This is a genomic window from Daejeonella sp., assembly GCF_030695525.1.
Classification (GTDB): domain Bacteria; phylum Bacteroidota; class Bacteroidia; order Sphingobacteriales; family Sphingobacteriaceae; genus Daejeonella.
In genome coordinates this window covers 1-14,370 of record NZ_JAUYSS010000045.1, presented here as the reverse complement: position 1 = coordinate 14,370, position 14,370 = coordinate 1, and the positions used below count along the sequence as shown (strand labels likewise).

General features: G+C 40.9%; 12 protein-coding genes. 1 reads left to right on the top strand and 11 read right to left on the bottom strand.

The window, feature by feature from the left end; translation table 11 throughout:
• The first annotated feature begins 15 nt into the window (after positions 1-15).
• The gene (locus tag Q8S11_RS09625; RefSeq protein WP_305661879.1) at positions 16-777 is read left to right on the top strand and encodes a DUF4382 domain-containing protein; all 762 of its coding nucleotides are present in this window, start codon (positions 16-18) and stop codon (positions 775-777) included.
• 54 nt (positions 778-831) lie between these two features.
• On the opposite strand, the gene Q8S11_RS09620 is transcribed toward Q8S11_RS09625, so the two are convergent.
• The 11 genes from Q8S11_RS09620 to Q8S11_RS09570 all read right to left on the bottom strand — a co-directional run bounded on the left by Q8S11_RS09620 (position 832) and on the right by Q8S11_RS09570 (position 13,853).
• Entirely contained in the window at positions 832-1,038 is a 207-nt protein-coding gene (locus Q8S11_RS09620) for a heavy-metal-associated domain-containing protein (RefSeq protein ID WP_305661878.1), read from the bottom strand.
• Between the two features lie 27 nt (positions 1,039-1,065).
• The gene (locus Q8S11_RS09615) at positions 1,066-3,330 is read right to left on the bottom strand and encodes a cation-translocating P-type ATPase (protein WP_305661877.1); all 2,265 of its coding nucleotides are present in this window, start codon (positions 3,328-3,330) and stop codon (positions 1,066-1,068) included.
• Between the two features lie 93 nt (positions 3,331-3,423).
• On the bottom strand, positions 3,424-3,996 hold the full coding sequence (locus Q8S11_RS09610) for an AraC family transcriptional regulator (protein WP_305661876.1): 573 nt from the start codon (positions 3,994-3,996) through the stop codon (positions 3,424-3,426).
• Positions 3,997-6,039 carry a copper-translocating P-type ATPase gene (locus tag Q8S11_RS09605; protein WP_305661875.1) on the bottom strand — a complete coding sequence of 681 codons (2,043 nt, stop codon included), beginning with the start codon at positions 6,037-6,039 and terminating at the stop codon, positions 3,997-3,999.
• Positions 6,040-6,077: 38 nt separating this feature from the next.
• Positions 6,078-7,286 (bottom strand): efflux RND transporter periplasmic adaptor subunit, encoded by a 1,209-nt coding sequence (locus tag Q8S11_RS09600; protein ID WP_305661874.1) that lies wholly within the window; start codon positions 7,284-7,286, stop codon positions 6,078-6,080.
• Positions 7,286-8,611, bottom strand: coding sequence for an efflux RND transporter periplasmic adaptor subunit (locus Q8S11_RS09595; protein WP_305661873.1), 1,326 nt, complete (start codon positions 8,609-8,611; stop codon positions 7,286-7,288). Before Q8S11_RS09595 ends, Q8S11_RS09600 begins: the two co-directional genes overlap by 1 nt.
• Positions 8,589-9,839 (bottom strand): TolC family protein, encoded by a 1,251-nt coding sequence (locus tag Q8S11_RS09590; protein WP_305661872.1) that lies wholly within the window; start codon positions 9,837-9,839, stop codon positions 8,589-8,591. The genes Q8S11_RS09595 and Q8S11_RS09590 overlap by 23 nt, the downstream gene beginning before the upstream one ends.
• On the bottom strand, positions 9,823-11,763 hold the full coding sequence (locus tag Q8S11_RS09585; protein WP_305661903.1) for an efflux RND transporter permease subunit: 1,941 nt from the start codon (positions 11,761-11,763) through the stop codon (positions 9,823-9,825). Before Q8S11_RS09585 ends, Q8S11_RS09590 begins: the two co-directional genes overlap by 17 nt.
• The gene (locus Q8S11_RS09580) at positions 11,747-13,051 is read right to left on the bottom strand and encodes an efflux RND transporter permease subunit (protein WP_305661871.1); all 1,305 of its coding nucleotides are present in this window, start codon (positions 13,049-13,051) and stop codon (positions 11,747-11,749) included. The genes Q8S11_RS09585 and Q8S11_RS09580 overlap by 17 nt, the downstream gene beginning before the upstream one ends.
• A gap of 5 nt (positions 13,052-13,056) precedes the next feature.
• Positions 13,057-13,320, bottom strand: a complete 264-nt coding sequence (locus Q8S11_RS09575; RefSeq protein ID WP_305661870.1) for a heavy metal-binding domain-containing protein — start codon at positions 13,318-13,320, stop codon at positions 13,057-13,059.
• A gap of 137 nt (positions 13,321-13,457) precedes the next feature.
• A complete protein-coding gene (locus tag Q8S11_RS09570; protein ID WP_305661869.1) occupies positions 13,458-13,853 on the bottom strand; it encodes a hypothetical protein in 396 nt (131 codons plus the stop codon).
• Positions 13,854-14,370: the final 517 nt, after the last annotated feature.

The following is a 14,370-nucleotide window of genomic DNA, read 5'->3' as shown; positions in this document are numbered from 1 at the left end:
CTAAAAAAATATATCATGAAAAAATTAATGATCATTGGCTGTATAGGCCTTGCAATAGGATTGACAGCCTGTAAGAAGAACAATGAAGACGGGATGACCAGAATGAATGTTAAGATCACTGATAGCCCCGGTGCTTATGAAGCAATATATTTAAGTGTTAAGGAAATTCAGATTCTTACATCTGATGGAACAAGCACGCTTGCGGTTGGTCCTACCCCTTTCAATATTCTTAATTTCAGAATGGGTAAGGATACCCTTATTGCTTCTCAGGATATCCCTTCAGGAAAGATACAGGAAATTAGACTTGTATTAAACACCACAGGAAATCAGGTTAAGATTAATGGAGTGACTTATCCTCTGACCACACCAAGCGGACAGAGTTCAGGTGTGAAATTAAAGGTACAGGAAACTCTTGAAGCAGGCATTGCATATACCCTTTTGCTTGACTTTGATGCAGCAAAATCTGTTGTTCAGACAGGAAATGACAAATACATCTTAAAACCTGTAATCAGAGCTATTCCTAATTCAGTTTCAGGAGCCATTACAGGTATAATTACACCTTCAGCTTCTAATCCTAAGATCTATGCAATTGCAGGAACTGATACTCTGGGGACTATTAGTGATGCGACCGGTAAATTTTGGTTCCCTGGTGTAGCTGCCGGAACTTATAAAGTTGAAATTCAACCTGTAAGTCCGTACATAAATAAAACTATTGAGAATGTTGCTGTAGTTACAGGCTCCGTAAAAGATCTGGGAACGATCACAATTTCCCAATAAATTCCTTCTAAATATTAAAAAAAGGGGTACAATTTCGTACCCCTTTTTTGCTTTTCAAATCCTTTCGGCTGTATATCCTGCCTTTTTCACAGAAGCAATAATTTCAGCTTCATGAAGATCTCCCTCAACAGTTAGTGTTTTATCACTTGAATCCAGATCCACCTTCCAGTTATTCTCACCGGCAGTCTCGTTCAATGCCGGACCAACCTGAGCCAGACATCCTGTACATTTGATATTCGTTTTAAATTTAATTGTTTCCATTATTTCTGATTTTTTGATATTATTTATTTAATTAGACCTGAGTTTTAAAGCTTTTAATCTGAGGCTGTTACTAACTACAGAAACTGAACTGAGTGCCATTGCTGCCCCTGCGATCATTGGATCAAGTAAAAAACCATTGTAGCTGTACAAAACACCTGCCGCAAGCGGAATCCCGATAATATTATAAATAAAGGCCCAGAACAGGTTTTGACGAATAGTTTGAACGGTCCTTTTTGAAAGTTTCAATGCCATGGGAATAGACTGCAGGTTAGAGGTGATTAGAGTAATCTTGGCAACATCCATGGCGATGTCTGAACCCTTTCCCATCGCAATACTAACATCAGCCTGTGCCAGGGCATGAGAATCGTTGATCCCATCTCCCACCATAGCAACAACCTTTCCCTCAGACTGTAGCTGCTTAATGAAATCGGCTTTATCAGATGGCAAAACCTCAGCCCTGTAACTTTTAATTCCCACTTCTTTTGCTACAGCAGAAGCTGTCTGTTCATTATCTCCGGTAAGCATATGAACTTCAATACCCAAATCATGCAGTTGACGGATAGCCTCAGTCGAGGAATCCTTAATTTTATCGGCAACAGAAATAATTGACAATACCTTTTTCTGATCTGCAAAGTAAATTACTGTATTAGCTTCATGTTGCCTTTTCTGTACATATTCAAACTGATCTGTATTTAAAGATATATTTTGTTCTTCCAGAAACTGATGATTCCCGACGAAAAACCCGATTCCATTATGAATACCTTTTACTCCCCGCGCTGTGATACTATCAAATGATTCTAGTTGAACACCTGAAATTCCGTCCTCTGTTAACTTCTTAACTATCGCATCAGCCAGTGGATGCTCAGAATTTATTTCCAGACTGTAAAGAACCTTAAAATATTGCTCTTTATCACTAATTTCAGGTGACCAGTTCATTGCGGTAACTACAGGCCGGCCCTCTGTGATAGTACCTGTTTTATCAAGAATGACCGCATTGACTTTATATCCCAATTCAAGGCTTTCAGCATCCTTTATAAGAATATTATTTTCAGCACCCTTACCAACTCCCACCATGATTGCTGTTGGAGTTGCAAGTCCCAAAGCACAGGGACAGGCAATGACCAGTACAGTTACCGAAGTAAGTAAAGCATGAGAAAATGCTTGCTCCCCTCCAATTAACATCCAGACTGCAAATGTCAGGATTGAAATACCAATTACAACCGGAACAAATATTCCTGCTATCTTATCCACTAGCTTTTGCACCGGAGCTTTACTTCCCTGCGCCAATTGCACCATTTTTACGATATGTGCAAGCAGGGTATCGGCACCAACCTTTTCGGCTCTAAAATGAATACTACCTTTCTGATTGATTGTGCCTGCGAATAATTTTTCGCCCGCTTCCTTCAAAACTGCGATAGGTTCACCACTGATCATGCTTTCGTCCAAATAAGATGATCCTGAAACGGCAGTGCCATCAACAGAAACCCTTTCTCCCGGTCTAAGGACTATGATCTGACCTGGAGCGACCTGCGAAACAGGAATCTCTTCTTCCTTATCATCGTTAAGAATCCGAACTGTTTTAGGCTGTAATCCCATTAATTTTTTAATGGCTGTGGTCGTGTTTGACTTAGCCTTTTCTTCCAGTAATTTTCCGAAGGAAATAAAGGCTATAATCACAGCAGCAGCTTCATAATAAACATGCGGATGTATTCCCCTGCTGTGCCAGTATTCAGGGTTGAAGGTGTTAAATGCGCTAAAAACAAAAGCTATTCCGGTGCTCAAAGCCACTAAAGTGTCCATATTCACCATCCCGTGCCTTGCCTGCTTCCAGGCGTTGATGAAGAAGTTTCTGCCAAACCAAAACAGGACGGGAGCAGTCAGTATCATAGATATCCAGGTTCCATAAGGCATGTCCATGAAAAACATCCCAATTACAAATACAGGGAAGGCAAGTATTGAAGCCCATATTGTCCGGTTTTTTAGTTCCAGGTAATTTGTAAGCTGAAAGCTCTCCTGTAGTTCTGCAGAATTCTCTGTGTCGATAATTATATCATATCCAATAGATTGAATACTCTTTTGCAGTGCCGGCGGATTTGTTTTCAGAGAATCATACTCTGCCCATGCAGTATTATTCGCAAAGTTTACCCCTGCATCAATAACTCCTGTCGTAGATTTAAGTATTGACTCAACACTGATTGCACATCCGGCGCAGGTCATGCCAGTTACCGGGAACACAGCCCTGATAGTCGTTGTGGAAGTCTCCTTTGATTGAGATTTTGGTTCTTCGTTCATAATCTTGATTTACAATACAAAATTATGATATAGAAGCGCTTAAGGCTTTACAGAATTACAGGTAAGAGTTATACAACTTTGTGTTTGTATCAGTTAAACATTATCAATTGATCTCCTCTGCACATCAGAGGCCCTGTTATTCTTAAACTGGGTAGGGGTTTGGCCAGTAACCTTTTTGAACTGGGCCGATAGATGAGCAATACTGCTGTATCCCAGTTTGTTGGCAATTTCACCAAGGTTCAATTCATCATAAAATAAGAGTTCCTTAACCCGCTCTATTTTCTGGCGAATAATGTATTGTTCAATGGTAATACCCTCGACAGAAGAAAATAATGAGCTTAAATAACTATATTCATGAAATACCTTATCAGAAATAAGACCCGACCAGTTTATTTTTTGCTCCAGAAACTCTGAATGAAATATTTTTTCAATAATGAGATTTTTGATCTGTTCAATGACCCTGCTCTTACCTTTATCCAGCAACTCAAACCCAAGGGAATTTAAATGTTTATTCAGTTCAAGAAGCTTTTGTTCATCCAACTTATCCTCCTTAAGCCTTACCATACCCATCTGGACATCTATGGGATGCAATTCAAGTTTGAACAGCACATTTTGAACTGCCGTGATGCACCTGTTACATACCATATTTTTGATATATAATTCCATTTAAAGACTACGTTTTAATAACTGAGCATTAATAGCCACAATTATCGTACTAATACTCATCAAAACAGCCCCTGCTGCCGGGCTAAGCAAAAAACCCGGATATAAAACTCCAGCAGCCAAAGGAATTGCAACTATGTTATAACCTACTGCCCAAAATAGATTCTGAATCATCTTTTTATAAGTTGCCCTGCCGAACCTGATAATTTTTACTATATCCCGGGGATCACTGTTAACCAGTAAAATATCTGCTGTTTCAGCAGCAACATCCGTCCCTGAACCAACTGCAATACCCACATTGGCCTGTGCAAGCGCAGGAGCGTCATTCACACCATCACCAGTCATTGCCACGATCTCACCCTTCTGCTGAAACTCTAAGACCTTTTGCTGCTTCTGATCCGGTAATACATTTGCCAGAAAGCCGTCCATTCCTAATGAATCGGAAACTGATTTAGCCACATGTTCGTTATCACCGGTTAGAAGATAAGATTTGATCCCCATTGATTTAAGCTCTTCAATGGCGGCTTTGGATGATGGTCGGATTGTATCTGAAAGAGTGATTATCCCGGCAGTTTTTCCATCAATATTTAAAAAATTAACAGTTTCTGAAGACTGGTTAATTTCTTCAGGGATTTCAGGAACCGGCATATTTTCCTTCCTGAAATAATTCGGACCTACGGCTATTACTTCTTTTCCTTTCACTTTTCCTTTAATACCGATACCCGGAAGATATTCAAATTCAGTTGATGGCCATAGTTCGAGCTTTTTAAGATCTAATGATTTCTTTACACCTTGAGCGATATAATGCTCAGAATTTTGCTGTAAGGCTGCAGCATATTGAAGAATATCATTTTCTGAATAGATTTTATCAATAACAATGATACGTTGAATACCATGGGAGCCTTCTGTTAAAGTTCCTGTTTTATCAAAAATTACGAGACTTAGATTCCTTGAATTTTCAAATGCTGTTCTGTTTCTAATCAAAAGGCCATTAACCGCTGCCTGAGACGTTGAAATAGCAACAACCAAAGGAATTGCAACCCCGAGGGCATGAGGACATGATGTAACCATGACGGTTACCATCCTTTCCAATGCGAAGGCCATATCCCCATCCTTACTAAACCATACGATAAATGTAATTATACCGATACTCAGAGATACATATGTCAGCCATTTGGCAACTTTATTAGCCAGATTTTGTGTTCTCGATTTGATAGCCTGAGCACCCTGAACCATATTAATTACCTTATTAAGATAACTTTGCTCACCGGTTCCGGTAACGAGTACTTTTATAGATCCATCGCCGTTGATCGAACCACCTATAACCAGATCTTCTTTTTGCTTCCTGACCGGCAAACTTTCTCCGGTAAGCATACTTTCATTAACAAAAGAATGTCCACTAATGATCTTCCCATCGGCAGGAATTTTTTCACCGGGTTTGATGAGAATAATATCTTGATTGCGTAGTTCTTTCAATGGTAGATCAACAACTACTCCCTTGCGCTCTACATGAACATCTGAAGGAAGCAATGCAACCAATGATTCAAGAGCCCGGGATGCGGCATGCTGGGAACGCATCTCAAAATAATGTCCCAGCAACATAATATCTATCAGGGTAGCAAGCTCCCAAAAGAAATCCATACCCTTCAAGCCAAAAATAACGGAAGTACTGTAAACGAATGCAACAAGTATTGCAACTCCAATCAAGGTCATCATGCCTGGATTTGATTGCTTTATTTCACGTAGCATCCCTATCAGGAAGGGCTTGCCTCCATAAATAAATAAGATTAAGCTAAGCCCTAACAATACAAACTTGTCACCCGGGAATGCAATATGAAATCCAAACCAATGCTGGATCATTTCTGACAATAGAAGAACGGGGATAGTAAGAATGAGACTTATCCAGAATCTTTTTAAAAAATCCGAAGTTTGATGGCCTGCATGCTCATCAACCACATGAGAATTTGGATGTTCATTCATCAAACCTGCATGATTATTACCATGCTCCCCATGGGGATGTATATGTCCGTGCTGATGATGATCCATATCTATAAATTTATTATAAATTATTAATAATCAAATAATTAGTCTTGCATCTTACTCATATCATGACCCAGCATTGGATCTGTCCCCTTTTTCAAAATAAATTCACTGGATAATAAATATGCCCCGCTTACAACCACCTCTTTCACATTTTCAAGCCCTGAAAGGATAATGATCCGATCCGTATCTTCCTCACCCGTGAGTACCATCCTTGGAGAGTAGGTATTTTTTGCCGTTTTGATCCATACATGTGCGCCCTTCTCATCGCGTACCACTGCATCCAATGGCAAACTCATAGCATCTGATATTTCTGCCAGGGGTAGAAACACAGTTGCCTGCATCCCTGCCTGTAAATTTCCCGGGTTATTAATCGGAGCCCTTACTTTTAGTACCTGGGAGGATGGATCCATCTGCGGGGAAATAAAATCGATAGTCAGCGTCTGCTCTTTTTCGCTAATGCCATTGATCGAAGCCTGAACCTTAGTACCCAGTTTGATAATTCCCATTTCATTCGGATACACGTCCATTTCAAGCCAGAGCTGACTGAAATTTTCAAGCTTTAATATCTGACTGCCTTCCGATAAATACTGTCCTTCCGAAACATTCAGCTCAGTCACAACTCCGGACGCTGATGAATAGACGGTGAGCAATGGCGCTGCTTTTCCTGAAGCGGTCAGTACCCGGATCTGAGCATCTGAATAGCCGAACAAGCGTAGTTTATTTTTCGCAGCCTCCCGCATTGATTGATAGATCTTCTCTTCAGGAAATACCGCGACCTGCTTAAGTTGTAATAAATAATCCTGCTGCAGGGTCTGGAGTTCTTCACTATAGATCTGAAAAATCGCCTGGCCTTTTTTAACAGACCGCCCCATTTCTTTCACAAACAATTTTTCAATCCTTCCGGCATACCGACTGGAAATTACTTGAGTCTGTTCCGGATTTACAATCAAACGGCCATTTAATACTTTTGAAGTACTGAAGTCAGTACGATTGATCATCATGGTATGAATATTAGCCAACTGAATCTGGCTATCGCTAAGTGACAGCTCATTTTTACCACCCGCAGAATTTACCGGAACCAGATCCATCTTGCAGATCGGGCAAGTACCGGGGCCATTTTTAACGATCTGAGGATGCATCGGGCAGGTATATTTTTCTGCTTCTGCATGCTTTTCATGCCCCTCACTACATCCGGAGAAAATGAATCCTGAATAAAGAATGATCAGCCCTAAAATTATTTTTGTTCTCATTATAAACGCTTTGCTTTTATAAAACCTTCGCTATCTATGAGGAACCAGGCATTAATTGCCAATTCTGTGTCAGGTTCCAGACTTTCCCCTATATCAATCCATTGGTCCGCCCGATGCTTCAGCTTCACAAAAACCGGTATAAATCCTTTATCCTTTTTGATAAATACCACATATTGTGTTCCAACCTGAACAAGGGCTGTAGCGGGCAGCCAGTTCCCTTCTATTGCGGCGTCCCTGCTTACTGAGATCAACTGACCCACCTTCCAGCTTTTAGTACTGTTTGGCATATTGGCTCTGATCAGGGAATAATTGATTCCGTTACTAAAATAAGGCTGAATCAGGCTCACAGCAACTTCTGAACGCTGATCCGCAAGATCTATGGACTGAACAAGTACTCTTTTACCCGGTTTAAACTCCTGCAATTGATCCGGTCGGGCAAAGAACTCGGCCCAGACCTGATCTGTATTGATCAGATCGAATAACTTCTGACCGGCATTGATATATTGTCCTTCCCTGATTTGCAAAGATCCACCTGCAGGAATATCCGGTATTTCCGGCAGAGTAGCGGATGATGCAGTAGCATTCATAGAACTCATTCCGCCTGCGCTTCCTGAGCTGATTCTTGTTCCACCAGCCTGGTTTACCATACCTGAAGAAGTTGGGGTGTTTAAACCCAATTCAGCAACATAACCTGAATATGGACTGTAAACAGCGATTCTATCTTCTAACCTGCCTGTGCTTAGGACCCTGTTTATCTGGGTCAGACTTAAACCAAGAAGTAACAATTTCCTTTTGGCAGATTCAAGAAGTGCAGGTTCATTATTGTTTTTCAGAAAGAGCAATTCCTGCTGGGCATTTGCCAGATCAGGGCTATAAATCTCCATAATCTTTTGTCCTTTGCTAACCCGCTCATAATTATATTTCACATATAGCTTTTCAATACGGCCACTCACCCTTGCCGATACCGACCGCCAGTTATTCGTATTATAGTTTATGATCCCTTTCAGGACGATTTCAGATTTTTTAAGCCCCTTCTCTACCCTGATTGTTTTGATTCCGGATATAACCAACTCATTACTTGGTTTCACTAAGGAATTTAAACTTGTATCCGCAGCACCATGTGAATCAGCAGTATGCAGAGGAACCAGATCCATTTTACAGATAGGGCAAGTACCCGGGCCATCTTTCACTATCTGCGGATGCATTGGGCAAGTGTATTTCTGCACCTGACTGCCAGAACTAAGCTTTTTATCTTGATTACAGCTTAAAAGGAATGATCCGATAATCAGAAAATATGCGATTTTAACGTTCAATATTCTTCTCATACTCCACAATCATTTGATAATATTTCTGTAACTGATCCAGATAATTCATCTGCGACATATTGATCGATTCCCACCCATCTATCACCGTATTTAAATCGGTTTTATTTTCCTGATAGGATAACATCGAAACCTTGAGATACTTTTCCAATGAAGGCAAAATCTTGGTCTCATAATTAAATAACTGCTGCTGCATATTAACCAGATCGTTTTCCATAGACTTACTCATCCCTAAAATTTCTGTAAGCATAGCCGCTTTCTCCTGCCGCATGGCTTCCCGCTCAAAATTCATGGATTTGATCTCTGATTTATACATTTTGGAGGACCAGGGAGCAATCGGAATGGAAAGCATTCCCATCACCGTAAACTGCCTTGGCATCATTGCAGAATAATTTGACATATGATCAAACCGAATTTTAAAATCGGGCTTTGACTCCTGCCGCATCAGATCAATATTCCTTTCCATCGCATGTATATCATGTTCCATATGCAAAATATCGCTCCTTGTTCCAGCCAGATAAGCAGTGTCGAGATCTGCTTTAGGACTGAACTTAACCTGATACCCGGTTTCAATTTCAAACTCGGCATTCGCTGCTCTGTTCATCAATGCATTCAAAGCAATCTTTTTTGAACGAATCTCTGCCTCTGTCATCAGAATCATATTCTCAGATTCATAGACCCTTCCCTCAGCTTTAAAAACCTGATTTAATCCCCCCTGATTAAAGGGATAACGTATCTCTGCAAGCTTTTTCATCGTCTGCATGATCTGCTGATTCTCCTTCTGGAAGACAATACGCTTTTGAGCTACCAAAAGTCCGAAATAGAGATACTTTGCACTGGCTCTTAACTGGTTAAAACGTTCATTTCTACCCAATTCATAGGTAAGTGACTGCGTTTTGAGGTATTCCTTTTTTGCCCTGACCTTTGCGGGATTGGGAATATCCTGTTCAGCAGTGATCATGAATGCCCCACGTTCATCATCGCCAACCTTACCCTGTGCGGGGTAAGGACTCATAAAAGTTCCTGCCCCAACCATTGGAGCCATCCATGAGCCGGCGCCTTCCACTTTAGAATCCTTGCTTTGAATCCGGCTTGCATAGGACTTCAGAGAAGGATTATTGGCACTAATCTCCGCTAATATTTCCTCCAGATTCATAATCTGCTGTCCGTAGACCGTGTATGAAGTCAGGAAAGCAAACAACAAAACTATTTTCTTAATGCTGAACATCATGTACCTCCAGTTTTCCAAATTTTCGCAATTCATACTCTTTTGTCATCAGAAAGATCAATGGTGTAACCAATAAAATATGGGTGGATGAAGTGAGTACCCCTCCAATCATTGGCAGCACAATAGGCTGCATCACATCGCTTCCCACCCCACCCGACCATAAAACAGGTGTCAAACCAAATAATGCGACACAAACCGTCATGATCTTGGGTCGTAAACGTTTGGCAGCACCATTGATCACGTATTCCCTTAAATCTTCTTTGGTAATTGTTTCACTGGAATTGCCTTTCAAAGCAACCAGCTGTCTCATTGCATCATTCAAATAGATTACCATCACCACACCAGTTTCGACGGCGATCCCGAAAAGGGCAATAAATCCAACCGCTACGGCAACTGAAAGATTCACACCCCAGAAATAAACCAGGAAAGCACCCCCGATAAGGGCGAAAGGAATAGTCACGAGACTTAAAAATGCCTCTCTGATTGATTTAAAAGCCAGATACAGGGCCAGAAAGATAATAAAGATTACTACAGGCAGAATATAGATCAGGGTTTGCTGTCCCCGGATCAGATTTTCGTATTGCCCGCTCCATTCTACAAAATATCCATTTGGGAGTTTCAAATCCTTATTCAACTTATCAATAGCCTCCTGAACAGTATGCCCCAGATCGCGATCACGAACATTGAACATCACTGCACCCCGCAGGATTGCATTTTCAGAACTGATCATCGGCGGGCCATCCACAAACCGGATAGTTGTAACCGCTGATAATGGGATCGTTCCCGCATCAGGGGAAGTTAGTGGAATTCGTTTCAAGCGGTCTATACTGTTCCGGTATTCCTGACCTAGGCGCAAATGAATGTTAAAACGTTGCCGGCCTTCTACCGTAGAAGCAAAAGGAGCGCCCCCAATCGCTGATTCAACAGTGGCATTGATATCATCCACTGTTAGCCCGTAACGATCCAACTGATCGCGTCTGATTTCAATTTCCAGGTATTTACCCCCAGTAACCGGCTCAACATACAGATCTTTCACTCCTTCAATATTTTTCAGCAGGGTATGCACATCTTCAGAAATATGGCTGATCTGTCTCAGATCCTGCCCATAAACCTTGACCCCAACATCAGTACGAATGCCGGTTGAAAGCATATTGATTCGGTTGATGATGGGCTGTGTCCAGCCATTCACAACACCCGGAATCTGAAGTTTGGCATCAAGCTCATTAATGATATCCTTTTTACTGATTCCGGGCCTCCACTCGCTTTTTGGTTTCAGCGAAATGATTGTTTCAATCATGCTGATTGGTGAATTATCAGTTGCTGAACTTGCACGGCCTGCCTTGCCCAATACATGGTTGACCTCCGGCACAGACTTGATAATCTTATCCTGAACCTGTAAAATTCGCTTGATCTCCGAATTGGAAACATCAGGTAAGGTCACAGGCATAAACAAAACAGATTGCTCATCCAAAGGTGGCATGAATTCGCGCCCCAGACTCATCATCATCGGTATAGAGATAAGCAATGCAAGGATATTAACTCCAATAGTAGTTTTTCTGTTTCTGATGCAGGCACGAATCATCGGAAGGTAAACCTTCTCTAATCCTCTGTTGATCGGGTTCTCATTCTCCTGACGGAAACGACCCTTCATGAAAAATGAAATGATTACGGGAGCCAGTGTAAGTACCAGTACCGCATCGATGATAAGAATAAAGGTTTTGGTATAGGCCAGCGGATGGAATAATTTACCTTCCTGCCCTGTCAGTAAAAATACCGGCAGAAAAGATGTGATAATAATAATGGTTGAATAAAATACACCTCTTGACACCTGTTTACAGGCCTTTTCGATGATGCTCAGTCTTTCTTCAGTAGAAAGTTTAACATAATCATCATTCTTTTTAAGTTTCGATTTATTCCACATCTGCATTTCCTCCTGTTCTTTGTTCATTTAATTCAGCCTGCCTTACTGCAAGATTTTTATAAGAGTTCTCTGCCATGATGATTCCATTATCGACAATAACACCAATAGCCAGTGCGATACCGGTTAATGACATGATGTTGGATGAAATATCAAATGCATTCAATAATATAAAGCTGGCAGCTATGGTTATTGGGATCTGGATGATGATACTTATCGCGCTTCTCCAGTGAAACAGGAAAACGATCACGATCAGTGATACCACAATCATCTCTTCAATGAGGGTAGTTTTGATAGAAGATATTGATTCTGCGATCAATTCACCACGGTCATAAACAATATTAAACTTCATCCCCTGGGGTAAACCCCTGGCTACTTCCGTCATTTTTGTTTTCACCTGGCGGATCACCTCATCGGCATTCTCGCCATATCGCAATACCACAATCCCTCCTACCACTTCACCCTCACCATTATAATCGAATATGCCGAGGCGACTTTCTCCGGCCATCTGAACCGTGCCAATATCCCTGATCTTCACAGGAATAGAATTTTGAGTTCGTAAGGCCAGGTTTTCGATCTCCTCAATCGATTTAAGGTACCCACTGGTTTTAATGATATATCCGATCCCACTCATCTCAAACTTCCTTCCTCCGGCCTCATTATTATTACTCTTAACCGCCTGCATCACATCCTGGATGCTCAGTTTATAATAGCTCAGGCGATTCGGATCAATACTGATTTGATACTGCTTCTGGAAACCTCCAAATGAAGCGATCTCACTCACCCCAGCTACATTCTGAAGTGCAAATTTGATGTACCAATCCTGAACTGCCCTTTGCTCTCCGAGATCCATTCCAGGGGCATCCAGAGTGTACCATAATACATGGCCGACCCCGGTGCCATCGGGTCCAAGAGTCGGACTAACACCTTCGGGCAAAACATTCCCGATTGAATTGAGACGCTCCAATACCCGGGAACGTGCCCAGTAGACATCTACATCATCTTCAAAAATGATATAGATAAAACTCATTCCGAACATGGAATTTGCGCGCACATAGTTTACCTTGGGCAATCCCTGAAGATTGGTAACCAGAGGATAAGTGATCTGATCTTCAATGATCTGAGGACTGCGACCCATCCATTCGGTGAACACAATGACCTGATTTTCAGAAAGATCAGGAATGGCATCAATCTTACTCGTTTTGACCGAATAGACTCCCCATCCAAAAAATCCTACTGCAAAAAGCAGGACAATGAACCGGTTCCTCAATGAAAAGGCTATGATCTTTTCAACCATTGCGATTAGTGCTTATGATCGTGACTGCTACTATCAGTCATCATGCTACCCGATTCGAGATCCGAATCTTTAACCAGATCCATTTTGCAGATGGAACAGGTCCCCGGCTTATCACTCTTAATTTCAGGGTGCATTGGACAGGTATATCCTTCTCCAGCAGTTTGAGTTGCTATTGAATCAGTTGCTGCTTCTGCAGGTTTTTCTGTACTGTTACAGGCTGAACTAAATAATAAACCCAAAATTGCGATTGAATAAATTAATTTTTTCATAACGATAATATTTATTGTTAAAATTTAAATTACTGGATGAAATAGTTTATTGAATGAATAATATTCCGATGAGTCCATCAGAATAAAAAGCATGCGAAATCAGTCCGAATGGAAATCAGACGAGGAGGAAATAAAAATCAGATACGGAAATTACAGTTTCGAATGAAAACAGCTGTTTTCAGTGTTCGTGGAGGAGCATTACTCTCCGGAATCAGATCCGTAGGAGCAGTTAATAAAATTTGAGTAAAATCAGGATAAGTAACTGGTGCTAAAGCAAAAACTAAGGGATGAAAGTTGTTAAGCGGAGTTTTTTGAGATTCTTTTAGTTTAAATTCCTGCTTTTGGTCTTTACAACAATCTTCAGAAAAGCCCTTCTTCATGCCACAATTACTGCAATCAGCTGCTTTTTCTGAATTGTCATTTGAAAGCCCCCATTCCATCAGCTCTCCCATACAATAATGGAAATGCACAGTCGCCCCGGATGAAACACTCAGGTAGAAGACAGCTAAAACGGTGATTAAAAGCTTTTTCATGTTATTACATACAAAGATTGGGATAATATTTTGATATATTTTATATAATTTTTTGAAATGTTTATAGAATTTGGTGCGGGGAGATTCAGACTTACGAATTTACCTATGCTCCATACAAGGTAAATTCGTAAGTCGCTTATGTTATGAAATCAAAACCGCTCTGTCCATAGAGTTTCCAGTGATTACGAAAATTAATTTTTCAGTACAACATTCATTAGCAGTTGTACAGTTTTCCATCGATTACCATGATTGTCTTTTTCCCGATAATATCCAGCGTCCACTTAATATGTTCAAGATTTGAACAGGATTATTTGTATTCCTCAGGAATTGATTAGTATGAAAATGGGAAAGGTTTGATTGATATTGTTCTAATATAGTTAAGAGGAGTCGGGAGACTCCTCACCATTGGACAATCCGTAGAGACGCTGCTGGAAAACTGTACAACAGCGATTTAGTGGTGTACAAAAAATCAAATTTGATAACCGCAGGAAACTTTCCGGACTTTGAGAAGTTCCAA